The following is a 21,552-nucleotide window of genomic DNA, read 5'->3' on the forward strand; positions in this document are numbered from 1 at the left end:
TTGAATTGCTGTTGAAATTCGTGCCTTACAGCGGGCGAATTTTCGGGTTTTGATAAACATTGCTGGGTTCAACCATCAAATCGGTCAATGCCCAAACCAGCGCATCCACCCGATCGGGGCTGCCGCTGCCTTGGAAGCCCGATTGGGTCATCTGGCACATCTGGTCTTCCAATGCTTTGAATGCGCCGCGATGATGCACACGCCCCTGTTCGTATAATGTCGAAACAGGTTCTGCCCGCGCCAGCTTGCCCCGTGTGGCGCGAACCCCGCGATAGGGTAAAAAAGCGGCTTGTTGGCGCAAAACGCTTTCAACCATTTCACCCCCCATGTTCACCTCTGCCACCACGCGATCTGCGCCAAAATCATGAAATGCGTCAATCGCAACCTGCGCCCATTGATTGGGACTGGCAGAATGTACGCTCAGATCCGCCAAAACATAGGCTTTCCAATCTTGCGGCGCACCTTGGTTGCAAACACCTGCAACGATAATTCCACAGGCATCGGATGATTTGCCACTGGTCGCAGGGGGATCCACGGCCACAACGATGCGATCCAACACGGGCGTTTCCTCAACGCGGCTTGCGTCAAACATCGATAGCTTCCACAACGCGCCTTCGAAATCTTCTAGCAATTCGCCATCCAATTCTTGCCGGCCAAGCCGTGAACCCGCGTAATCCGCCACCACTTTTTGCAAAAAGCTGGGCGCCAGATTAACACGGTTGGCCGTGGTTGGCGCACGGGTCACAACCGTATCACGCGCATCCAATATCTGTTTTAACAACGCCATGTTTTTGGGTGTCGTTGTTACCAATTGCTGTGGGCGATCCCCAAGGCGAAGTGTGAATTGCAACATATCCCATGTTTCACGCGCCTTTTTCCATTTCGCCAATTCATCCAGCCATGCGCAATCAAATTGCGGGCCACGCAGGCTCTCTGGATCATAGGCCGAAACAATCTGTGCCGTAGCGCCATTGGGCCAGATCAATTGTTTGCGGCTCGCGATCCATTCGGGGCGGCGGTCTGGTGGGCTACAGGCCATAATGCCACTGTCGCCAAACACCATCACCTCGCGGGTTTGATCGATGGTTTCACCGATCAATGCCACACGCGAACAACGCCCTGGATCATGCGCCTTGGCACCCTCCACTTGCGCGCGCACCCATTCGGCACCAGCGCGGGTTTTGCCCGCACCGCGCCCGCCCAATATTACCCAAGTGGCCCAATCGCCAACGGGTGGCACCTGATGTTCCAGCGCCCAAAAATCAAACATCCACGGCAGGCTTGCCAATGCATTATCCGATAGCGTGTCCAGAAACTCAGTGATCTCCTCTACGTTCTTTGAACCGAGCCAATCTGGTATGTATTTCCGATCGGGCATCGGCAAGGTCGAGTTGGGATGCGCGTGTTGCGCGGATAAGTTGACCACGTTTTTCAAGATCGGCCTCCAAATTTTGCACCTGCAAATACGCCTTGTGATGATTTTGGATCACCACATTCATATTTTTCAGATTTTCCTCAGGATCACCGCCATTGCGCATGGCGGTAACAATAGTCATTAAATCGTCTTTGATTTGCGCATAGATTTCGCGCATCTGATCCAACTGTTTGGTTGGATCAAACTCCCCCACTGGGATTGTGTCAGTCATGTAGTGATTGCTCTTTCACGGTTGCCCGCCCAAAGAGAGAGAATAGAAAAAGCGGTCACAAGGTTCCCCCTGTGCCGCTTACCCACTTCTTCCAGCTTGACTAAAGTTATACGTTAGACCGTTCGCAAAGTCAAGAAAAATCGTTGTATATCAACGCACTATACGTTAACACCTGATTAACACTTGGGCTAAACCCTAGTTATCATTGGCTTTTGCACGATCCGCCGCTTGTTGGCGTTCGATACGGCGCCAGTTGGCAACATTCTTGTTATGCTCTGCCAACGTCTTGGCAAATGCGTGCCCACCCGTGCCATCAGCCACGAAAAACATGAAATCTGTCTTTTCTGGGTTTACCGCCGCTTCCAATGCGCGTCGGCTTGGGTTGCCAATCGGCGTTGGTGGCAGGCCGGCAAAACGGCGTGTGTTATATGGCGTGTCTTTTAACAAATCCGAACGGCGAATATCGCGCATCTTTTTGGGATCACCACCCGTGAATTCATAAACGGTGGTGGAATCCATCCCCAATGGTGTGCCTTTTTGCAAACGGTTGATGATCACGCCTGAAACCAAACGCAATTCTTCCTTCACCGGGGTTTCCCCTTCGATAATGGAGGCAACGATCAAGGCTTCTTCTTTGGTTTTCAAAAACAGATCATCGGCGCGGTTTTCCCAAACCTCGTCCAGAATAATTTGCTGTGCGACAACCATTTTATCAATGATGCTCTGGCGTGTATCCGCACGATTATAGGCATAGGTATTGGGCGATAACCCACCCTCTGGTGGTAATGTCGTCACCTCGCCCGTCAATTGTTCCTGCGCCATCAAACGTTCAACGATCTGCAGATTTGTCCAACCTTCGGGGAATGTCACATTTTGCGAAATACCCACGCCAGAATTCACAATGTCCAAAACCTGCGCCATCGACGCACCCTCTGGAATGACGTAATCGCCAACCTTTAATTGGCTGTTTTTATTCAAATATTTCGCACCTGCACGGAAAATGGACGCGTCCGAAATAATGCCAGCATCTTCAAGCCGTTCCGCCACGCCCTTTTTCGATTTGGATGAATTGATCCGATCATTGGGGTTTACCGCAAATTCGGTTTCCTGCGTTAACGGCCCTGCCTTGTTGAATTGGGATTTCCCCCACAGGATGGCAACGCCCCCCGCGATCAACAAAACAATCAGCAGATTTACAAAATTAGCAGCAATGTGGCGTGCGAACATTTTCTTATTTTACCCGACCAAAGACCAATGACGCATTTGTACCACCAAACCCGAAAGAGTTCGACAAAACAGTATCAATCTTGCGTTTAACGGCGGATTTGGGCGCAAGGTCAAGCACCGCATCCGCAGGTGGGTTTTCCAAATTCAATGTGGGTGGCGCAATTTGATCGCGCATCGCCAGAATACAGAAAATCGCCTCAACGGAACCCGCTGCACCCAACAGGTGGCCAATCGCGGATTTTGTGGATGACATGGTCGCATTTTTCGCCGCATCCCCCATCAATCGTGTGACCGCACCCAATTCAATTGTATCGGCCATGGTCGATGTGCCGTGCGCGTTGATGTAATCAATATCGGCGGGTGTGATCCCTGCGCGTTTGATCGCTGCTTGCATGGAACGAAAACCACCGTCACCATCTGATGATGGCGCTGTAATGTGATAGGCATCACCAGACAGGCCGTAACCCAAAACTTCGCAATAAATATGTGCGCCACGTGCCTTGGCGTGTTCGTATTCTTCCAGAACAACAACACCAGCACCCTCGCCCATCACGAACCCGTCGCGATCATCGTCATATGGGCGCGATGCGGATTTAGGATCGTCACCACGTTTGGTTGACAGCGCCTTACAGGCGTTAAACCCCGCAATGCCGATTTCGGTGATCGGGTTTTCTGCGCCACCCGCAATCATCACATCTGCATCATCCAGCGCAATCAGGCGCGCCGCATCACCAATCGCATGCGCACCTGTGGAACAGGCGGTAACAACGGCGTGGTTTGGGCCTTTGAACCCAAAACGAATGGACACTTGGCCAGATACCAGATTGATCAAACAGGCGGGAATAAAGAACGGTGAAACACGGCGTGGGCCGCGTTCTTTGAGCGTAACAGATGTTTCCGCAATCGTGCCAAGCCCACCGATACCAGATCCGATCATCACACCTGTACGCAGGCGGGATTCTTCGTCCTCTGGTTTCCAATTCGCATCATCCACTGCCTGTTGCGCCGCGGCAATGCCGTAGAGGATGAAATCATCTACCTTGCGGCGTTCCTTTGGCTCCATCCAATCATCAGGATTGAACGTGCCATTCGAACCATCGCCAAATGGAATTTCACAAGCGTAATTCGTTGCCAAATGATCCGCATCAAAACGTGTGATCGTGCCAGCGGCGTTTTCACCAGTCAACAAACGTTTCCACGTTTCTTCGACACCACATGCTAGTGGTGATACCATTCCTAAACCCGTGACAACAACGCGACGCATGATAATAGTCCCTCATTCATTTTTCTTGCCCCTATGTATCGCCTTGGGGGTATAAGGGCAAGCAAACGCTGCTGGTTTTTCGCCAAGCTAAGGTGAGATTTTTCAACTCAAAGTTGCTTGCCAAATCAAATAAACGGTATAGCCCACATAACTGGCCAACATGATCGCACCTGCGGTGCGTGTAATCCGCCATGCGCTCACGGCAAAGCCAAGCAAAACAATGCTTGAAACTGCCATCACCCAAATATCAAAATTTACGATTTCGGGCGGTATATCAATGGGTTGTACAATGGCAACCACACCCAATATGCCCAAAATATTGAAAATATTACTCCCCAAAACATTGCCAAAGGCCACGCCAGCCTGGCCTTTGCGTGCAGCAATCACCGATGTGACCAATTCGGGCATGGATGTCCCGACCGCCACAATCGTTAACCCGATCAAGGTTTCAGACACGCCAAACCCCGCCGCCAGCGCCACTGCGCCTTGCACCAAAAACTTTGCACCCAAAAGTGTTAACGCCAAACCAAAGGCAACGAACAATACCTGTTTGCCCATATGCACCGGCACCACGGTTTCACCCAGTTGCGCCATGCTTTCGCCCGCGATGGTTTGCGATTTGCGCTCTGACATCAGGGTATAAATCAAATACCCCGCCATTAACGCCAAAAACCCAAATCCAGCACCCCGCCCCAAGGCACCAGAATGCGCCGCGATAAAACAGGCAAGTGTTGCGATACATAACATCGCCCCATCACGCACAAATCCCGTGCGCGCAATGGCCATTGGTGCGATCAGTGCCGCAATCCCGATGATTAAAAACACATTGGCGATATTGCTGCCCACAACATTGCCCACGGCAATGCCAGATGCACCTGACAATGCGGCATTCACACTGGTTAATAATTCAGGTGTCGATGTCCCAAATCCAACCAGTGTCAGGCCGATTACGAATGGCGAAACGCCAAACCGCGCGGCAATCGCCACCGCCCCGCGCACCAACAGATCGCCACCAAAGATCAGACCGATAAATCCTGCGACCAGATAAAAAATACTCAAAATGTCCATGATGAACCCTTTATGCGCGCTTTGCGCAAATCATGCTGTGCAAAATATCATTGCGTCAACACTTGTTGGGTTATCTGTGAAACTGTGTAAGGATTTTCAATGGGCAAAGTTGGTATACCCATAAAAAAAACGGCGCATCCCGTAGGACGCGCCGCTTTGATCGTAATCAGAGAAGCTTAAGCAGCTTCTGTGATGAATTTCACTGCGTCGCCAAAAGACTGAATAGTCTCTGCTGCATCGTCAGGAATTTCGATACCGAATTCTTCTTCGAAAGCCATTACCAGCTCTACTGTGTCAAGGCTGTCTGCGCCCAGATCGTCGATGAAAGAAGCACCTTCAACAACTTTGTCTTCGTCAACGCTCAGATGCTCGACAACGATTTTTTTTACGCGATCTGCGATGTCGCTCATATTCTCAATCCTCAATTTATGGCCAGTGGCCGTTAGACTGCCGCGTTGCTGCGACATGGATGGCCCAAGGGGCCGGTTTTTGCGCAATACAGGTGTAAAACGCTACAACTGCGCTGCGCTATAACAGAATGTTTCAATATGGCAATAGTTTTATCAACCAATCGCCATATCATTCTGCGCCTGTTCCAATATGATGGCTATGAATTTCCTTTATTACAAGGGTAAATTCAACTTTTTGCCACCAATTGGGGAATTAGATCATCGCCATACCGCCGTTCACGTGAAGCGTTTGACCCGTGACATAACTTGCCTCATTCGATGCCAAAAACGCCACTGCGGCGGCGATTTCACCCGCTGTGCCCATGCGCCCTTGGGGGATGCTTGCCAAAATTCCGGTTTGCACATTTTCAGGCAATTCCGCGGTCATTGCGGTTTCGATAAACCCAGGTGCAACACAGTTTGCCGTGATCCCACGCGATGCGATTTCTTGGGCATATGATTTGGTCATGCCGATCATGCCTGCCTTGGATGCGGCATAATTCACCTGCCCTGCGTTGCCCGTCACACCCACGATAGAGGTGATGTTAATAATACGGCCCCAGCGTGATTTCATCATCGGGCGCATCACCGCTTTCATCAAATGCATGGTGGATGTGAGGTTCACATCAATCACGCTTTGCCATTCTTCATCAGACATGCGCATGAAAATATTGTCGCGTGTGATACCTGCGTTATTGACCAGAATGTCCAAACCACCCATTGCCTCTGATGCTTGACCGGGCAATGCTTTGACCGCGTCAACATCGGATAGGTTGCAAGGGGTGACAAACGCGCCTTCGCCCAATTCCGCCGCCAATTTTTCAAGCGGTTCAACACGTGTGCCAGACAATGCAACCTGTGCGCCCTGTGCATGCAATGCACGCGCAATTTCGCCACCGATACCACCAGATGCACCTGTTACCAGTGCATTTTTACCTTTAAGATCAAACATTTGCTTTCCTTTATATCGCTGCGGCTGCGGCAACCGCGCCCTCTGGGTTGTTCACGGCAACACAGTTAATATCGCGGTTAATACGGCGGATCATCCCAGACAATGCTTTGCCTGCACCAATTTCAAACACCTCGGTCACGCCATTGGCACCCATCCATTCCACACTTTCGCGCCAACGCACAGAACCGGTGACCTGCTGCACCAACAATTTTTTGATTTCATCGGCGTCAGATGTCGCACTTGCCAAAACATTGGCGATTACGGGTACGGTTGGTGTTTTTACATCCACCTCGGCCAATGCCGCCGCCATTGCATCAGCGGCAGGTTGCATCAATGCACAATGGAATGGTGCGGATACGGGTAATAACATCGCACGTTTTGCACCCGCTTCTTTGGCCAAATCACATGCGCGTTCGACCGCCGCCTTGTGGCCAGACACCACTACTTGGCTTGGGTCATTATCATTTGCGGCCTGACAAATGTCGCCATCCGCGCTTGCTTTTGTTGCGATTTCTTGCACGGCGGCAAAATCCAACCCCAAGATCGCGGCCATCGCACCCAATCCGACGGGTACGGCGTCTTGCATTGCATTGCCACGAATGCGCAGCAATTTTGCAGTATCTGTAAGTGAAATTGCGCCCGCTGCACATAATGCCGAATATTCGCCCAAAGAATGCCCAGCAACGAAATCCGCTGCATTTATATCAACGCCTTGCGCTTCCAATGCGCGCATTGCGGCAATGCTGGTTGCCATTAATGCGGGTTGTGCATTATGTGTCAGCGTTAATTCGGCGATATCACCTTCCCAAATCAATTTGGAAAGGTTTTCGCCCAAAGCATCGTCAACTTCTTGGAAAACGGCCATCGCGGATGCGTATTGATCCGCAAACTCTTTGCCCATGCCGATTGTTTGGGCCCCCTGTCCGGGGAAAACAAATGCGCGTGTCATTAAATTCTCTGTGTTAGTTCCTCAGCGCTGTTATAACGCCGCGTCAAACTCAACACCAGAGTTTAAACTTACGGATCTTGATCGTCCGATGCTGCTGTTGGGTCCAGACTATCCATTTCTTCGCCCTGAGCAGTGATGATATCTGCAAGAGAACCCATATTTGAATCGATCGCAGCGCTGATTTGCACGGTAATCCCTAGCCCCAGCAGCACCAAAAATGCCGCAACAACGACCCAATCAACCGTAACGGCACCAGATTCATTGCTAAAAAACGCTGAAATTCGCGTTCGTAGAGATGTCGTTATCTCTTTTTGTTCAATATTCATATCAAAGCCCCCTATTGATACGGTTCGTTAAGGAAAGATTCGCCAATCTATCCGTTGCTCAGTAATGGATATAATCGAAACAAGGCATTAAAATGTCATTAATGGGACATTCACGAAGTTTTTTCGCGCCAAAGGTGTAATCCAAGCAACCCACTCGCGCATAATTTCCCGTTGTCATTTCCCCATTTCACGTTATAAGCCACCTTTCTTGCGCAAGTATTTTAACGCGGATGCCTCTCGTACTTGGGCGCGCAAGAATTGGCCCTTGTTTTGAAGCACGCTTGAAAATGGTGAATGAAATGGCGCTCTACGAGCATACATTTATTGCGCGACAAGATTTGTCAAATGCGCAAGCCGAAGGTTTGATCGAACACTTCGGCGCAGTTCTGACAGACAACGGCGGCAAGCTGGTTGAATCAGAATACTGGGGTCTGAAAACAATGGCCTACAAAATCAACAAAAACCGCAAAGGCCACTATGCGTTTTTGAAAACAGATGCACCGTCAACTGCGGTGAAAGAAATGGAACGCCTGATGTCGCTACATGACGATGTTATGCGTGTGCTGACAATCCGTGTTGATGAACACGAAGAAGGCCCATCTGTTGTTGTACAAGCTAAATCTGCGCGTGACGAAAAACGTCGCGACCGTGAACGTTAAGAAGGACCTGTAAATCATGGCAAATAAACCATTTTTCCGTCGTCGCAAATCTTGCCCGTTCACCGGTGAAGGCGCGCCAAAAATCGACTATAAAGATACAAAATTGCTACAACGCTACATCTCTGAGCGTGGCAAAATTGTACCTTCTCGTATCACCGCAGTATCTGCAAAAAAACAACGCGAACTTGCCAAGGCAATCAAACGCGCTCGTTTTTTGGCATTGCTGCCATACGCTGTTAAGTAAGGGGAAAATCCATGGATGTTATCCTACTAGAACGCGTTGCTAAGCTGGGTCAAATGGGCGATGTTGTGTCCGTGAAACAAGGTTTCGCACGTAACTATCTGTTGCCACAGGGCAAAGCCTTGCGCGCATCAGACGCAAACAAAGCACAGTTCGAAGCGCAAAAAGCACAGCTTGAAGCACAGAACCTGGAAACCAAAAAAGAAGCAGAAGCAATTGCTGCAAAATTGGACGGCGAACAGTTCATCGTGATTCGTTCTGCATCTGATGCTGGCGCGCTTTACGGTTCTGTTTCCAACCGCGATTGCGCAGATGCCGCAACCGAGGCTGGTTTCACAGTTGACAAAAAACAAATCATTTTGGCTGCTCCGATCAAAGAATTGGGTCTTCACGAAGTGACTGTTGCTCTGCACCCAGAAGTATCTTGTGTGGTGAAACTGAACGTTGCACGCTCTGTTGAAGAAGCAGAATTGCAAGCATCAGGTAAATCAATCCAAGAATTGGCTGCCGAAGCAGACGCAGAAGCAGATTTCGAAATCGCTGAATTGTTCGACGATATCGGTTCTGCTGCACTGGACGAACTGGAAGAAGCAGTTCCTTCAGAAGAAGCCGAAGAAAAAAGCGAAGAAGACGAAGCGTAAGCTATCCTCTTTTGCACAAAATCAAGGCGCGCGAATTTTCGTGCGCCTTTTTTATCGCGATATCGTGAAACTTTTGTCGGGAAATCTGCGTTACTATATGACTAACGCCACCCCAACAGGAGACACGCCATGAAATTCGCCCCCCTTATCACCACAACAAGTATTGCAATCGGCCTTGCCATGCCAATCTTTGCCGCTGGTAGCGGCACCCCTGAAAAACCCAAACCAACGCAAACCACCATGGAATGCGAAAAAGGCTTTGTTTGGGATGAAAAAACCGAAAAATGCGTCGAAATCGAAGAAAGCAACCTGAACGACGATCAAATCTATCAAAATGCACGCGAACTGGCCTATGCCAATCAATATGAAAACGCGCTGCGCTTATTGGATATGGCGGCAAACCCACGCGATCCGCGCATTCTCACCTACAAAGGTTATGCCCATCGCAAGGCTGGGCGCGTTGATCTGGCCAACACTTACTATACCGCAGCGCTGGAAATTGATCCCACAAATATCACCGCGCGTTCCTATATGGGACAAGGCATGTTGCGCAGTGGTAATACCACTGGTGCCGTTGATCAATTGATCGAAATCGCAAGCCTTTCTGGCAAAGATAACTGGCCATACCGCGCTCTTGCCAATGCCATTCGCGGCGATTTGACAACGGATTATTAACCCACACTTGCAATATCTTTCCAACAGGGGCAAAATTTAATCCTGCCTTTGTTGGGAAAGCCGCCCATGAAACCGCCAACCGTCCAAATCGAGCCAAGCGTGAATGTGCTCGGCGAACCATTAAAACCCTGCTCGCTTGATCCGCTCACGGGTTTTTTCCGCGATGGCTGTTGCAACACAGGGCCACAGGATGCCGGTCGCCACACGGTGTGCATCCAAGTCACCGCCGAATTTCTCGCCTTTTCAAAACAACACGGCAATGATCTTTCCACGCCGCGCCCTGAATTTGGCTTTGATGGTCTTACCCCCGGTGATCGTTGGTGTCTGTGTGCGGATCGCTGGGCACAGGCCGATGCATTTAACGCAGCCCCCCATGTTCTGCTTGAATGCACGCATATCAACACTTTGGAAACAATTCCCTTTGCGGTTTTGCGCGCACACGCACTGGATATGAACTAACACCCCAACTCCAAATGTTCTAAATATCCAAAAAAAACCACACTTCCGCAAACGGCCAAGTTTCGTTTTTCCCGAATGTCGCTGTATTTCCCCCAAAGCATAAAAATCTTTGCTGACAGAATCTAATTTCCCTGCCAACATTTCTTATAAACACGGCTCAGGAGACAGCGATGGATTATCTACAAACAAACGACATTCAGGATATCGTTGAACAAGAACGCGTAAATGTGTGGCATCACCTTAGCCAACATAAGCAATATGAAACATCTGATCCGCGCATCATCGTCGAAGGCAAAGGCATGCGCGTCTGGGATCAAAACGGTAAAGAACACCTTGATGCAGTATCAGGTGGCGTTTGGACCGTGAATGTTGGTTATGGGCGCGAAAGCATTGCCAATGCGGTGCGTGACCAATTGGTCAAAATGAACTATTTCGCAGGCTCTGCGGGATCGATCCCGGGGTCCATTTTCTCTGAAATGCTGTTGTCAAAAATGCCCGGCCTGTCGCGGGTGTATTACGCAAATTCTGGGTCAGAGGCGAATGAAAAAGTGTACAAAATGGTGCGCCAGATCAGCCATAAACACCACGGCGGCAAAAAATCCAAAATCTTGTATCGCGAACGCGATTATCATGGCACCACAATTGCCAACCTGTCCGCTGGTGGGCAAGAGGAACGCAATGCACAATACGGGCCGTTTACACCTGGCTTTGTCATGGTGCCACATTGTTTGGAATACCGCCGTCAAACACCCGATGGCGATTATGGCAAATATTGCGTTGATCAAATCGAGGCCGTGATCCTGCGCGAGGGTGCCGATACAATTGGTGCGATGGTTTTGGAACCCGTGACCGCTGGTGGCGGTGTCATCACCCCACCCGAAGGTTACTGGGAAGGCGTGCAAGCCTTGTGCAAAAAATACGATATCTTGTTGCATATCGACGAAGTCGTTTGTGGCGTTGGGCGCACGGGCACATGGTTTGGTTATCAACAGTATGGCATCAAACCCGATTTCGTGACCATGGCCAAAGGTGTTGCATCAGGCTACGCCGCGATTTCATGCGCGGTCACTACCGAGGCTGTTTTTGACATGTTCAAAGACGACACAGATCCGCTTAGCTATTTTCGCGATATCTCCACCTTTGGTGGCTGTACTGCGGGGCCAGCAGCTGCGATTGAAAACATGAAAATCATCGAGGCCGAAGGCCTGTTGGACAACACTACCCAGATGGGTGAATATCTGATGGGCAAGCTGTCTGAATTACAAGACAAACACGCCGTCATCGGTGATGTTCGTGGCAAAGGTTTGTTTGTGGGCGCAGAACTTGTTTCCGATCGTGAAAGCCGTGCACCCGTTGATGAAAAACTGGTTCAGGCCGTTGTGGGTAATTGTATGCAACAAGGCGTGATCATTGGCGCAACCAACCGTTCGGTTCCTGGTTTTAACAACACGCTTTGCCTATCGCCTGCGCTGATTTCCACGCGTGATGATTTGGATCAGGTGTGCGATGCGATTGATAACGCTCTCACATCTGTATTTGCCTAATATAAAGGTGCACCGCCGCAATTTCGCGGCATTGTATATCGTGTAAAAGGGTCCCATTCGGGACCCTTTTACAATTTCATAACCGACATTTTGCAATAGACGCCTTGATTTACGCGAGCTAGGCTCGTGAAAAAGGGGAATTTTATGGTTGGTACAATAATACTAATCGTTGCAATCATTTATCTGTTTGTATCGACGTCAAAAAAATTCAAACACCTACAATCTCAGATCGAACAATTACAAAGCCAGATTTGGGAACGTGATAACGCAGAGCCAAACAAAACCCGCCCCCCCGTTTTATCACCCAAGGCCGCAGCGGCGGCGGCAACCGCCGATCCTGTTGTCACTAAATCCCCACCCAAGGCGAAAAAGGGCAAAACACTACCAATTGTAAATGCACCCGAGCAAGCCTCACCAAAACCCGCAACAGCGGCACCAATCGTAAAAACACCCCCTCCGCCCAAAACACCTGATTTCACCGATCGTTTGGCGGCCAATTTTCAGGCCAATTGGGTGATCTGGCTGGCGGCGTTATCATTGGCATTTGGTGGTATTTTTATCGTCCAATACGGTATTGAAAACGGATATCTTGGCCCTGTTGCGCGTGTTATTGGTGCGCTTGCCTTTGGTGTTGCGTTAATCATTGGCGCCGAATGGGTGCGCCGCCATGCCCGCGAAGGCGAAGATGGCTGGTTTTCCGTCCCCGTGGCATTGGCCGCAGGTGGCGTTGCATCCCTGTTCGCAGGTGTTGTTTCGGCCCATACACTCTATAACCTGACCAGCCCATTGATCGGGTTCATATCAATGGCGGCGGTCGCGTGGATCGCCATGTTGGGCGGCATCATTTATGGCCCCGTGTTGGCGGTGATTGGTATCCTTGGTGCGTTTTTCTCGCCCATGTTGGTGAGCGCACCGGAAACCAGCCCGATGATGTATTTATATTTCCTGCTTGTTCTTGGGGCGTCATTATTTGTGGAACGCACGCAACGCTGGATTTGGCTGTCCGCACTTGCCATCGCAGCGGCGTTATTTTGGGGTTATGCATTGCATCTGTCATTGCCCAATGATGCGGTTGCATCGCTTTATTTTGCCGCGATTGCGGTGATGGCGGCAACGATCCCTGCCTTTGGTGCGCCACCAAAATGGGAATCGACGCGCTGGGTCGATGTGAAATCAATTGTCGAAGTATCGCATCAATACCCTACGATTTTGGCCGTGGTGACGGGTGGTATTGCAGGGCTTGCGATCAATTGGGCCAATACCATGTCGCTGGATCATTGGCAGGTTGGCGTGATTGCATTGTTGATCCTGACCGCACTTGCGATATTTGCAACAAAACGCGCACAGAATTTGGATCAGCTTGCGGGGATTTTCGGGCTTGGCCTTGTTGGGTCGGTGGGTGCGATTGGGCATATTCCAGGATCTGATCTGACGTATATGTACGGCGCGGATTACCACGCCGCCATTCGCGATTATTTTCCCTTTGCCACGCTTTCGGTTTTGGGCAGCATGGCATTGTTTTTCGCCGCATCTTATTGGCGCACAAACGGATCTGTGCGCCCGTTTTATTGGAACCTGTTGACGGCGACGCTCCCGCTACTCGGCTTTGCATTTTTATATGAAAAATGGTCGCCCGCAGGGGTATTGAATGATGGCAATTGGACGGCGCTTTCATTGGGGTTGGCGGCATATTTGGGCGCGATGAGCTGGCTTAATATGCGGATCAAGGATAATGTGCCCAGCACCGATATTTTGGGCAATGCGGCATTGCTCGCACTTGGATATACCGCGCTGATCACGCTGGGTGGTGAAATCCAAACCATCGCCTTTGCAGCATTATCCGCCCTTGCGTTATTGTTCACCACGCGATTTGGCTTTTTCTTTAGCAAATTCACATCCCTTGCATTTGCCGCGATCACCATGGGGCAATTGGTGGTTCAACCCGGATTATTCTGGGCGATGATTGGGCCCTTGGGACAGGTGATATTCCTGTTCGCCGCCGTGGTTGCGGTATTTGCAGGTGCATTTTTTCATGCCACGAAACACAAACTTGGCAGCGAAATCACCCAATTTGAAACCGCAGGCATTGCCGTATTGGCGATCTTGGTTTGTATCCTGATCGGGCGCAGTGTCAGCGGGCAAAGTGAAGGAATGGTGATCCTTGGCCTGTTTGCCAGTGTTGGCTTGATCCTTGCACTTGTGCAATTTCGCCGCGCTCAAATGGCAGACAGCTTTGTGCGGTTTCGCAAAATCTTGGGCTATGCCTATCTGCTGGCAGGTGGGGTTGCGTTGTTCTTGTCGCTGACGGTGTTTTCGCCCCTTGGGCATCATTTTCTGTCGCGTTCCTTGGTCACGGGTATTTTCCCGATTGATACGGTTACCGTGGCCTATGCCCTGCCCGCGTTGATTTTGATTGCGCATCGCTTTGTAAAACAAATCCCCAGCCTTTTACCCCGCTGGTTGGAAATCCCAATTGTGGCTGCCTTGTTCACATGGGTGGCGATTTTGGAAATTCGCCGTTTCTGGCATGGGCCAGACATCAGCGCGAGTGAAATTTTGAAACCTGAAATGTACAGCTATACCGCCGCGATGTTGATTGCGACCGTTGTGGTGTTCACATGGTCAATCATTCGCCATGATAAAATATTGCGCAAAATCGGCCTAGGGCTAGCAGGTTTGACCGCGTTGAAAGTGTTCTTGGCCGATACATCAGGATTAGAAGGATTGGGTCGCGCCACGTCATTCATCGGGCTGGGTCTGACATTGGCGGGGATTGCGTGGCTGCATCAACGTTTTGCCGTGCATGATGATGTGGTCGCAATTGATGACGCGCCACAGGTTGATCCAGATTACGATCCCGAAGCGGAGGCGTAAAACCAAAAAACGCCCCGCAATCGCGGAGCGTTTTTTGTGGTGTGGTACCCGAGGCCGGACTCGAACCGGCACACCTTGCGGCGGGGGATTTTGAATCCCCTGCGTCTACCAATTCCGCCACTCGGGCCAATGCAGTGATTTGAAATCAAACCAGTGCAGCGTAGTACACGAGGGGTGATTTAGCCAAGACAGCATCTGTCGTCAACGGCAATTCTACATTCTTGTTACACAAAATGCATTTTTATTTGCGCACCCTTACAATGGCTGACCATTGAACGTATCGCATTGATCGAGACGCGGGTTTTGATAGCCCTTTGCGAACCAACGTTGGCGTTGTTCGGATGTGCCATGCGTGAATGTATGTGGCATGGGGCGCCGCCCTGCATTTCGTTGAATCATATCATCACCGATTTGGCGCGCAGCGTTGATCGCCTCTTGAATATCGCCCTCTTCCAGCGTTCCCAATTTTTCGGACACGTAACGCGCCCAAATGCCAGAAAAACAATCCGCTTGTAATTCGATCATGACCGATACGCGGTTTGATTCCACCTTGCTCATGCGTTGGCGAGCGGCGTTTGCTTGTGGCAGAATGCCCAATTCGTTTTGCACGTGATGCGCAACCTCATGCGCCACAACATAAGCAGCGGCAAAATCACCCTTGGCACCCATTTGGCGTTCCATCGTGGTGAAAAAATCCGTGTCCAAATATACCTTGCGATCAGCGGGGCAATAAAACGGGCCAGTTGCGCCCGATGCATTGCCGCATGGTGATTGTGTCACGCCCTTGAACAACACCAATGTTGCAGGATTGTATTTGCGGTTTGCCTCGCGTGGCAGGATGCTGGCCCAGACCTGTTCTGTATCGGCCAATGTGACGGACACGAATTCGCCCGCGGCCTTGTCCTCTGCGGTTAATTCGGTGCTGGTGCTGGTGGCCTGCCCCGGTACGCCACCGCTATTCATCAATGATGACACATCAACGCCAAGGAAATACCCAATCGCCAAAACGGCCAAAACACCAAAGATGCCCATGCCCCCTGCCTGTGCAGTCCGTCGCCCGCGACGATCTTCGATATTGCGACTTCCTTGTCTGCCACGCCATTTCATTGATCTATTCCTTTAATCTGTTTGCCCAGTATAAATAGAGACCACACCGCCAACGTGCAAGGTTATTGCAATCCTTGACCCAAGCGTAAATCCATGTTCGATGGGGCAAACGATTCAAATAGGCCATTTATATGTTACGAAAATTATACGACTGGACGCTATCTTTTGCCGATAGCCCATATTCATTGTGGATATTGGCAGCGATTTCATTTGTCGAAAGCTCGGTATTTCCGATCCCACCGCATGTTTTAATGATCCCTTTGATTATCGCACAGCCCCATCGTGCATTTCTGTTCGCCGCCGTGGCCACGATCGCCAGCGTCGCAGGGGGTGCATTGGGTTATTATATCGGCGCGGAATTATTCGATTCCATCGGCCGCCCTGTTTTGGATTTTTATCACAAGGCCGATGCGTTTGATGCATTCGCAGCCCGTTTCAATGAACAAGGTCACTGGGCCGTTTTGGCCGCAGGCGTCACACCATTTCCATATAAGGTCATCACCATCACATCAGGTGCAACGGGATTGCCCTTTGCCAGTTTTATGTTCTGGTCATTGATCGCGCGCAGCATCATATTTTTCGTGATCGCGGGATTGTTATGGAAATTTGGCGCACCCATACGGGATTTCATTGAAAAACGTCTGCCACTGATGTTTACCCTGTTTATCATTGCCTTGATTGGCGGGTTTTATGTGGTGAAATATTTATGACCAAACAACAGCTTGTTTTGATTGCAACACTTGGTTCTGTCGCCTTGTTGGGGGGCGCATTGGCGTTTCAATATCTGGGTGGATTGCCACCGTGCAAAATGTGTTACTGGCAACGCTGGCCGCATCTGATCGCGATTGCATTTGGCGCATTGGCATTGTTCACCCGCAAACAGTTATTCGCCATTGGCGGACTGCTCGCCGCCGCCACGACCAGCGGCATTGGATTTTACCACGCTGGCGTTGAACAAAAATGGTGGCAAGGGCCAACAACCTGTACATCCTCATCGAACGCAGGGTTAAGCAGTACCGAGCTTTTGGATAAAATCATGAATGCACCATTGGTGCGCTGTGATGAAATCCCTTGGGATTTATTCGGGATTAGCATGGCCGGTTGGAATGGGATCATCAGCCTCGGTATCGTTGTCATCTGGGCGGCTGCGCTGCGTCGCTAGTTTTTTAACCTGATTTATTGCCTGATCAACACGCCCCGATATATCGGGTGACATTACATCAATCGCTTGCGGTAATTTATTGATATGTATGGGGTTTACGGCCTGTGCAATTCCTGATGCCATCGGTGTACTTACCACGTTTTTTCCGATCAATTCTTGCAAAACACCCGCTGCGGTTTGTGCGTCAACTTTCAGGTGGCGCATTAAAAACGGGATCGAACACTGGCTATGTGCACGAGCCAGCATTGCGGCCTTGCTCAGATGTGGTGATGGCAGCGCAACCGCGCCCAATGGCATGGAAGCTGCGCCAAATAACGCTCCAAGGCTTGTGGTGAATTCACGTCTGTTCATGCGCTTAACATAGGCATGTTCGGGTGAAATTCAAACTTATGCGTCCAGTTCGGCGTCCCAATACAGGAAATCCATCCAGCTTTCGTGCAGGTGGTTTGGTGGAAAACGTCGCCCGGAATTCAACAATTGCGATGATGATGGTTCAATCGGTTGCTGGCGCAATTTCATATTCGCCTCTCGCACGGATTTCGATCCTTTGCGCAAGTTACACGGGCTGCAAGATGCAACCACATTTTGCCACGTGGTTTTACCACCACGTGCGCGTGGCACCACATGATCAAATGTCATATCCCCCTTTGAGCCACAATACTGACATGTGAATTCATCGCGCAGAAACAGGTTAAACCGCGTGAACGCCGCCATTTTCGCCGGCTGCACGAAATCGCGCAAAACGATCACCGATGGAATGCGAATTTCCGTGGATGGGGAATGCACCACCTCGTCATATTCTGCAACAATCGTCACCCGATCCAAATACGCCGCCTTGACCGCATCCTGCCACGACCAAAGCGAAAGGGGAAAATACGACAATGGGCGAAAATCGGCGTTCAGCACAAGGGCTGGGCATTTTTGAAGGTTAGAAGGACTGCGAACAAACTCTGAAGAAAATTCGGTATTCATAGTGTCAAAAAGGCTCCTGTTCCGAAATGTTAGAAACACCAGAACGGGACACCCCGTCCCAGTCACTTATCCACAACTATATATCGTGTTTTGGTTATGGCAAGTGTCTATATGAAGCGGTAACAGGATTGCGTAACGAGATTATGACGGCTGAATGATGGTTTGGTGAAATGTTTGGGGGTGTGCTGGGGTTATTCCCCCAACACTTTCTTAATAAACTGCAATGCCATGCTTAACCCATCGGGCGCGATGCCGTGGGCGGTGCCTTTGGATGTGTGGGTGTACACTTCGAACCCTGCGGTTGCCAGACCATTGGCAGCTTTGGCCATATCATCATATGGCACCACATCATCGGCATCGCCGTGTATTAACATCACGGGGGGTTTATTCACGGCCTCTTTGGCCAAATCTTCGGGGTTAAGCAAACGGCCTGAAAACCCGACCACCCCGGCAAGCGCATCTGTGCGCCGTGGTGCTACGTGCAATGACATCATCGTGCCTTGGGAAAATCCAACCAGCACTGTGCGATCAGCGCTAACCCCATGTTCAACAGCCATTTCATCAAGCCATGTGTTTAATTTCGCGACAGCCTCGCGCATACCCAATTCCGCCAATTCGGCGGGCGATCCATCAAGCCATGGAATTGGGAACCATTCATAACCCATCGGATTAACGCTACATGTGTTTGGCGCGTCGGGGGACAGGAACACGGTATCTGGCAAATGGGGCGCGAGCGGATCGGCCAGCCCCAACAAGTCCTGACCATCCGCGCCGTATCCGTGCAGGAAAATCACCATGCTGTCGGGTTTGCCCGATTGGGCGGCTTTGGTGTGGGTGGTTAGACTTGTCATGTTTTGATACCTTCTCTGTTCTTTAACACGCGGTAATACGCCCATAACAGGCGCGCCGCAACACCGCGCCATGGCGACCATTCGGCGGCCAGTTCACGCATTTGTTTTTCATTGGGGCGCCCTGGCAGATCAAATAGGTTTTTCGCCGCCTCTTGCAATGCCAAATCGCCGTGGGCAAATACATCTGCACGGCCAAGGCTGAACATTGCATAAATTTCCGCACTCCATGTGCCGATACCTTTGACTGTGATCAATTCGGCAATCACATCTGCATCCGCTTTGTCGCGCAAGCCATTGAAATCAATTCCAGATGTAGAAAGCGCTTGTGCATATTTCACCTTGGGGCGTGATAATCCACAGGCGCGCAATTCATCCTCGCTCGCGTTTGCCACGGCTGTTGGGGTGATTAAATTCGCATCAATCAGCCGCTGACAAATGCTGGCGGCGGCGGCGATTGAAATTTGCTGACCACATATCGCATCAAGTAGTGATTGAAACCCATCCCCGCGACGGCGCAGCGGCAATTTTCCCACCTTTTCCAAGGCATGTGCAAAGCGTGGATCATATGCGGCAAGCCACGCCGCCCCCTCGGCCACATCAGCGTCTGTTTCGATAATGCGCCCCACGCTCATGTATCAATCCAAGTCATACATTCATCCACCGTTGAAACCCGCGTTGCCACGGGCAATTTGGGGCGACGCAACATTGCAACGGGCATATTCAATGCGCGTGCCGCATCAAGTTTCGAACGGCTAGCCGCGCCACCAGAATTTTTCACCACCAACCAATCAACGCCAAGCAGTTGGAACAATGCAATTTCATCATCAATTGAAAATGGTGGGCGTCCTTGAACAAACGCGCCACCATCAAATGGAAACGGTTTTTTTGGCGGATCAATCACGCGGGCGAGCAGTTTGCGCCCAGACAAGCATTCATATTGCGCCAAGGTTTGCCGCCCTGTGGCCAAAAACACGGTCTTGCCCTGCGCAATCAATGCGGGCGTATCGCTGGGTGCATCAATCATATGCCAATCATCACCCGCCCCCGCGATCCATTCATCGCGTTGCAAAATCACATGGCGCAGCCCCAAATCCGCGCACACTGCCGCCGCGGTATTTGTCATCGTTGCGGCAAACGGATGTGTCGCATCAATCAGCATATCAATCTTTGCATCGCGCAGATATTGCACCAACCCATCCACGCCGCCAAATCCGCCCACGCGGGTTTCAACACCCAAATCGCGTGGCGCTCGGGTTGCCCCCGCCAATGATGCTGTGACCTGTAAATCCGAACGTGTTGCCAAAATTTGCGATAAATCGCGTGCTTCTGACGTGCCCGCCAATATTAAGATACGCATTATACCTGCCCCAACACATTTCCTGTGCGATCAATCACAACAATGTCGATCTGATCAATCATCCCCTTGGATTGTTCCATCGCGTTGATCTGTGCCAGACGTGCGATTTCTCGGGCCAATGCGTTGCCTGTGATTGTGACTGCTTCAAGCGCGGTATTCGCATTGCTGACATCAGGCAGGCCAAGCGATTGCGCCACATCGTTGAGTGCATCAAAATCAACTTGGCTGCGCGATGAATGCAGATCCACCGCGCCCTGTGCCAGTTTCGTAATCTTACCAATGCCCCCACCAATGGTCAGGCGCGGCACGGGTTTTTTCGACAGGTATTTCAACATGCCCCCCGAAAAATCCCCCATATCGAGCATGGCAAAATCGGGCAGATTATACATCCCCTGCACCACGCGTTCCGATGTGGCACCCGTACAGCCTGCAACATGTGGCAAACCATCGGCACGCACCACATCAATACCGCGATGAATGGATGCAATCCATGCAGAACAAGAAAACGGACGCACCACACCCGTTGTGCCCAGAACCGACAGCCCACCAACAATGCCAAGCCGCCCGTTCCACGTTTTTTTCGCAATCTCTGCACCATTTGGAATGGAAATAGTGATTTCAACATCCGCAGGCATATCGTATATCGCCGCCATTTCATCCACCACCGCACACATAAATTCGCGTGGTTTGGGATTAATTGCGGGTTCTCCAACACCAATGGGCAAGCCTGCCTTGGTCACGGTGCCAACACCATCACCCGCCACAAACACCACGCCACCCTTTGATTTTGTAACGCGTGCGAGTATTAACGCACCATGTGTGACATCGGGATCATCGCCTGCGTCTTTGGTGATGCCGACTTCGGCCCAGCCTTCGCCCTTATCCGTATGCGCCAACGGAAATTCAGGGGTTTCACCACGGGGCAATGTGATGCCAACGGATTTTGGAAATCCGTCGCCCCATAACGCCATCAACGCCGCCTTGGTTGCGGCGGTGGCACAGGCACCTGTGGTCCAGCCACGGCGCAAATCACCCGTTGGTTTGCGTGTCATGGCGCAACTATAACAGGTTCATTGGTTTCGCCAATTGCCGATATGCGTCGCTTCGCATCTTTCAGAATCTTATTTTG

The 21,552-nt window shown here is 50.8% G+C and carries 25 protein-coding genes and 1 tRNA gene; 9 read left to right on the forward strand and 17 right to left on the reverse strand.

Features of this window, described 5'->3' with window-relative positions; translation table 11 throughout:
- Positions 1 to 25: 25 nt before the first annotated feature.
- The 9 genes from BFP76_RS11665 to BFP76_RS11705 all read right to left on the reverse strand — a co-directional run bounded on the left by BFP76_RS11665 (position 26) and on the right by BFP76_RS11705 (position 7,881).
- The gene (locus BFP76_RS11665) at positions 26 to 1,378 is read right to left on the reverse strand and encodes a DNA-packaging protein (RefSeq protein WP_205661412.1); all 1,353 of its coding nucleotides are present in this window, start codon (positions 1,376 to 1,378) and stop codon (positions 26 to 28) included.
- Entirely contained in the window at positions 1,317 to 1,646 is a 330-nt protein-coding gene (locus tag BFP76_RS11670) for a hypothetical protein (protein ID WP_099593800.1), read from the reverse strand. The genes BFP76_RS11665 and BFP76_RS11670 overlap by 62 nt, the downstream gene beginning before the upstream one ends.
- A 195-nt stretch (positions 1,647 to 1,841) precedes the next feature.
- The gene (gene mltG, locus BFP76_RS11675) at positions 1,842 to 2,873 is read right to left on the reverse strand and encodes an endolytic transglycosylase MltG (protein WP_099593802.1); all 1,032 of its coding nucleotides are present in this window, start codon (positions 2,871 to 2,873) and stop codon (positions 1,842 to 1,844) included.
- Positions 2,874 to 2,877: 4 nt separating this feature from the next.
- Entirely contained in the window at positions 2,878 to 4,137 is a 1,260-nt protein-coding gene (fabF, locus tag BFP76_RS11680; protein ID WP_099593804.1) for a beta-ketoacyl-ACP synthase II, read from the reverse strand.
- A gap of 102 nt (positions 4,138 to 4,239) precedes the next feature.
- On the reverse strand, positions 4,240 to 5,205 hold the full coding sequence (locus BFP76_RS11685; protein WP_099593806.1) for a calcium/sodium antiporter: 966 nt from the start codon (positions 5,203 to 5,205) through the stop codon (positions 4,240 to 4,242).
- Positions 5,206 to 5,381: 176 nt separating this feature from the next.
- The gene (locus BFP76_RS11690) at positions 5,382 to 5,615 is read right to left on the reverse strand and encodes an acyl carrier protein (protein ID WP_099594125.1); all 234 of its coding nucleotides are present in this window, start codon (positions 5,613 to 5,615) and stop codon (positions 5,382 to 5,384) included.
- 253 nt (positions 5,616 to 5,868) lie between these two features.
- The gene (gene fabG / locus BFP76_RS11695; RefSeq protein ID WP_099593808.1) at positions 5,869 to 6,606 is read right to left on the reverse strand and encodes a 3-oxoacyl-[acyl-carrier-protein] reductase; all 738 of its coding nucleotides are present in this window, start codon (positions 6,604 to 6,606) and stop codon (positions 5,869 to 5,871) included.
- Positions 6,607 to 6,616: 10 nt separating this feature from the next.
- Positions 6,617 to 7,555 (reverse strand): ACP S-malonyltransferase, encoded by a 939-nt coding sequence (gene fabD / locus BFP76_RS11700; protein WP_099593810.1) that lies wholly within the window; start codon positions 7,553 to 7,555, stop codon positions 6,617 to 6,619.
- Positions 7,556 to 7,623: 68 nt separating this feature from the next.
- Positions 7,624 to 7,881 carry a hypothetical protein gene (locus tag BFP76_RS11705; protein WP_099593812.1) on the reverse strand — a complete coding sequence of 86 codons (258 nt, stop codon included), beginning with the start codon at positions 7,879 to 7,881 and terminating at the stop codon, positions 7,624 to 7,626.
- 299 nt (positions 7,882 to 8,180) lie between these two features.
- Here BFP76_RS11705 and rpsF point away from each other — a divergent pair, with 299 nt between their 5' ends.
- The 7 genes from rpsF to BFP76_RS11740 all read left to right on the forward strand — a co-directional run bounded on the left by rpsF (position 8,181) and on the right by BFP76_RS11740 (position 14,974).
- A complete protein-coding gene (gene rpsF, locus BFP76_RS11710) occupies positions 8,181 to 8,540 on the forward strand; it encodes a 30S ribosomal protein S6 (RefSeq protein ID WP_099594127.1) in 360 nt (119 codons plus the stop codon).
- A 16-nt stretch (positions 8,541 to 8,556) separates the two neighbouring features.
- Positions 8,557 to 8,784, forward strand: coding sequence for a 30S ribosomal protein S18 (rpsR, locus tag BFP76_RS11715; RefSeq protein WP_099593814.1), 228 nt, complete (start codon positions 8,557 to 8,559; stop codon positions 8,782 to 8,784).
- 11 nt (positions 8,785 to 8,795) lie between these two features.
- Positions 8,796 to 9,422, forward strand: coding sequence for a 50S ribosomal protein L9 (gene rplI, locus BFP76_RS11720; RefSeq protein ID WP_099593815.1), 627 nt, complete (start codon positions 8,796 to 8,798; stop codon positions 9,420 to 9,422).
- Between the two features lie 129 nt (positions 9,423 to 9,551).
- Positions 9,552 to 10,097 (forward strand): tetratricopeptide repeat protein, encoded by a 546-nt coding sequence (locus BFP76_RS11725; protein WP_240514036.1) that lies wholly within the window; start codon positions 9,552 to 9,554, stop codon positions 10,095 to 10,097.
- Between the two features lie 66 nt (positions 10,098 to 10,163).
- Positions 10,164 to 10,556 carry a DUF2237 family protein gene (locus tag BFP76_RS11730; RefSeq protein ID WP_099593817.1) on the forward strand — a complete coding sequence of 131 codons (393 nt, stop codon included), beginning with the start codon at positions 10,164 to 10,166 and terminating at the stop codon, positions 10,554 to 10,556.
- Between the two features lie 170 nt (positions 10,557 to 10,726).
- Positions 10,727 to 12,100: an aminotransferase family protein gene (locus BFP76_RS11735; RefSeq protein ID WP_099593819.1), complete on the forward strand. Its 1,374-nt coding sequence runs from the start codon at positions 10,727 to 10,729 to the stop codon at positions 12,098 to 12,100.
- Between the two features lie 144 nt (positions 12,101 to 12,244).
- On the forward strand, positions 12,245 to 14,974 hold the full coding sequence (locus tag BFP76_RS11740; protein ID WP_099593820.1) for a DUF2339 domain-containing protein: 2,730 nt from the start codon (positions 12,245 to 12,247) through the stop codon (positions 14,972 to 14,974).
- A gap of 42 nt (positions 14,975 to 15,016) precedes the next feature.
- Here the strand turns inward: BFP76_RS11740 and BFP76_RS11745 are convergent.
- Together BFP76_RS11745 and ypfJ are read right to left on the reverse strand one after the other, a co-directional pair.
- A tRNA-Leu gene (locus BFP76_RS11745) sits at positions 15,017 to 15,101 on the reverse strand.
- 128 nt (positions 15,102 to 15,229) lie between these two features.
- Positions 15,230 to 16,081 (reverse strand): KPN_02809 family neutral zinc metallopeptidase, encoded by an 852-nt coding sequence (ypfJ, locus tag BFP76_RS11750; protein WP_099593822.1) that lies wholly within the window; start codon positions 16,079 to 16,081, stop codon positions 15,230 to 15,232.
- A gap of 131 nt (positions 16,082 to 16,212) precedes the next feature.
- On the opposite strand from ypfJ, the gene BFP76_RS11755 reads away from it, so the two are divergent.
- Both BFP76_RS11755 and BFP76_RS11760 read left to right on the forward strand, forming a co-directional pair.
- Entirely contained in the window at positions 16,213 to 16,791 is a 579-nt protein-coding gene (locus tag BFP76_RS11755) for a YqaA family protein (RefSeq protein ID WP_099593824.1), read from the forward strand.
- Positions 16,788 to 17,243, forward strand: coding sequence for a disulfide bond formation protein B (locus BFP76_RS11760; protein ID WP_099593826.1), 456 nt, complete (start codon positions 16,788 to 16,790; stop codon positions 17,241 to 17,243). Before BFP76_RS11755 ends, BFP76_RS11760 begins: the two co-directional genes overlap by 4 nt.
- On the opposite strand, the gene BFP76_RS14590 is transcribed toward BFP76_RS11760, so the two are convergent.
- The 6 genes from BFP76_RS14590 to BFP76_RS11790 form a co-directional block, all read right to left on the reverse strand.
- Positions 17,160 to 17,594, reverse strand: coding sequence for a hypothetical protein (locus BFP76_RS14590; protein ID WP_133117431.1), 435 nt, complete (start codon positions 17,592 to 17,594; stop codon positions 17,160 to 17,162). The two genes, BFP76_RS11760 and BFP76_RS14590, sit on opposite strands and share 84 nt — an antisense overlap.
- A 36-nt stretch (positions 17,595 to 17,630) precedes the next feature.
- On the reverse strand, positions 17,631 to 18,215 hold the full coding sequence (locus tag BFP76_RS11770; RefSeq protein ID WP_099593830.1) for an HNH endonuclease: 585 nt from the start codon (positions 18,213 to 18,215) through the stop codon (positions 17,631 to 17,633).
- 191 nt (positions 18,216 to 18,406) lie between these two features.
- On the reverse strand, positions 18,407 to 19,066 hold the full coding sequence (locus BFP76_RS11775; RefSeq protein ID WP_099593832.1) for an alpha/beta hydrolase: 660 nt from the start codon (positions 19,064 to 19,066) through the stop codon (positions 18,407 to 18,409).
- On the reverse strand, positions 19,063 to 19,698 hold the full coding sequence (locus BFP76_RS11780; protein ID WP_099593834.1) for a DNA-3-methyladenine glycosylase family protein: 636 nt from the start codon (positions 19,696 to 19,698) through the stop codon (positions 19,063 to 19,065). The genes BFP76_RS11775 and BFP76_RS11780 overlap by 4 nt, the downstream gene beginning before the upstream one ends.
- Entirely contained in the window at positions 19,695 to 20,423 is a 729-nt protein-coding gene (locus BFP76_RS11785) for a cobalt-precorrin-6A reductase (RefSeq protein ID WP_099593836.1), read from the reverse strand. Before BFP76_RS11785 ends, BFP76_RS11780 begins: the two co-directional genes overlap by 4 nt.
- Positions 20,423 to 21,475: a cobalt-precorrin-5B (C(1))-methyltransferase gene (locus BFP76_RS11790; protein WP_099593838.1), complete on the reverse strand. Its 1,053-nt coding sequence runs from the start codon at positions 21,473 to 21,475 to the stop codon at positions 20,423 to 20,425. Before BFP76_RS11790 ends, BFP76_RS11785 begins: the two co-directional genes overlap by 1 nt.
- Positions 21,476 to 21,552: the final 77 nt, after the last annotated feature.

The sequence above is a fragment of the Paramylibacter kogurei genome, from assembly GCF_002742285.1.
GTDB classification, from domain to species: Bacteria; Pseudomonadota; Alphaproteobacteria; order Rhodobacterales; family Rhodobacteraceae; genus Amylibacter; species Amylibacter kogurei.

What these genes read in the sequence shown, in the direction of transcription:
- BFP76_RS11665 (WP_205661412.1), bottom strand. Translation starts at nt 1,378, where the DNA reads ATGCCCGATCGGAAATACATACCAGATTGGCTCGGTTCAAAGAACGTA.
- BFP76_RS11670 (WP_099593800.1), bottom strand. Translation starts at nt 1,646, where the DNA reads ATGACTGACACAATCCCAGTGGGGGAGTTTGATCCAACCAAACAGTTG.
- mltG (WP_099593802.1), bottom strand. Translation starts at nt 2,873, where the DNA reads ATGTTCGCACGCCACATTGCTGCTAATTTTGTAAATCTGCTGATTGTT.
- fabF (WP_099593804.1), bottom strand. Translation starts at nt 4,137, where the DNA reads ATGCGTCGCGTTGTTGTCACGGGTTTAGGAATGGTATCACCACTAGCA.
- BFP76_RS11685 (WP_099593806.1), bottom strand. Translation starts at nt 5,205, where the DNA reads ATGGACATTTTGAGTATTTTTTATCTGGTCGCAGGATTTATCGGTCTG.
- BFP76_RS11690 (WP_099594125.1), bottom strand. Translation starts at nt 5,615, where the DNA reads ATGAGCGACATCGCAGATCGCGTAAAAAAAATCGTTGTCGAGCATCTG.
- fabG (WP_099593808.1), bottom strand. Translation starts at nt 6,606, where the DNA reads ATGTTTGATCTTAAAGGTAAAAATGCACTGGTAACAGGTGCATCTGGT.
- fabD (WP_099593810.1), bottom strand. Translation starts at nt 7,555, where the DNA reads ATGACACGCGCATTTGTTTTCCCCGGACAGGGGGCCCAAACAATCGGC.
- BFP76_RS11705 (WP_099593812.1), bottom strand. Translation starts at nt 7,881, where the DNA reads ATGAATATTGAACAAAAAGAGATAACGACATCTCTACGAACGCGAATT.
- rpsF (WP_099594127.1), top strand. Translation starts at nt 8,181, where the DNA reads ATGGCGCTCTACGAGCATACATTTATTGCGCGACAAGATTTGTCAAAT.
- rpsR (WP_099593814.1), top strand. Translation starts at nt 8,557, where the DNA reads ATGGCAAATAAACCATTTTTCCGTCGTCGCAAATCTTGCCCGTTCACC.
- rplI (WP_099593815.1), top strand. Translation starts at nt 8,796, where the DNA reads ATGGATGTTATCCTACTAGAACGCGTTGCTAAGCTGGGTCAAATGGGC.
- BFP76_RS11725 (WP_240514036.1), top strand. Translation starts at nt 9,552, where the DNA reads ATGAAATTCGCCCCCCTTATCACCACAACAAGTATTGCAATCGGCCTT.
- BFP76_RS11730 (WP_099593817.1), top strand. Translation starts at nt 10,164, where the DNA reads ATGAAACCGCCAACCGTCCAAATCGAGCCAAGCGTGAATGTGCTCGGC.
- BFP76_RS11735 (WP_099593819.1), top strand. Translation starts at nt 10,727, where the DNA reads ATGGATTATCTACAAACAAACGACATTCAGGATATCGTTGAACAAGAA.
- BFP76_RS11740 (WP_099593820.1), top strand. Translation starts at nt 12,245, where the DNA reads ATGGTTGGTACAATAATACTAATCGTTGCAATCATTTATCTGTTTGTA.
- ypfJ (WP_099593822.1), bottom strand. Translation starts at nt 16,081, where the DNA reads ATGAAATGGCGTGGCAGACAAGGAAGTCGCAATATCGAAGATCGTCGC.
- BFP76_RS11755 (WP_099593824.1), top strand. Translation starts at nt 16,213, where the DNA reads ATGTTACGAAAATTATACGACTGGACGCTATCTTTTGCCGATAGCCCA.
- BFP76_RS11760 (WP_099593826.1), top strand. Translation starts at nt 16,788, where the DNA reads ATGACCAAACAACAGCTTGTTTTGATTGCAACACTTGGTTCTGTCGCC.
- BFP76_RS14590 (WP_133117431.1), bottom strand. Translation starts at nt 17,594, where the DNA reads ATGAACAGACGTGAATTCACCACAAGCCTTGGAGCGTTATTTGGCGCA.
- BFP76_RS11770 (WP_099593830.1), bottom strand. Translation starts at nt 18,215, where the DNA reads ATGAATACCGAATTTTCTTCAGAGTTTGTTCGCAGTCCTTCTAACCTT.
- BFP76_RS11775 (WP_099593832.1), bottom strand. Translation starts at nt 19,066, where the DNA reads ATGACAAGTCTAACCACCCACACCAAAGCCGCCCAATCGGGCAAACCC.
- BFP76_RS11780 (WP_099593834.1), bottom strand. Translation starts at nt 19,698, where the DNA reads ATGAGCGTGGGGCGCATTATCGAAACAGACGCTGATGTGGCCGAGGGG.
- BFP76_RS11785 (WP_099593836.1), bottom strand. Translation starts at nt 20,423, where the DNA reads ATGCGTATCTTAATATTGGCGGGCACGTCAGAAGCACGCGATTTATCG.
- BFP76_RS11790 (WP_099593838.1), bottom strand. Translation starts at nt 21,475, where the DNA reads ATGACACGCAAACCAACGGGTGATTTGCGCCGTGGCTGGACCACAGGT.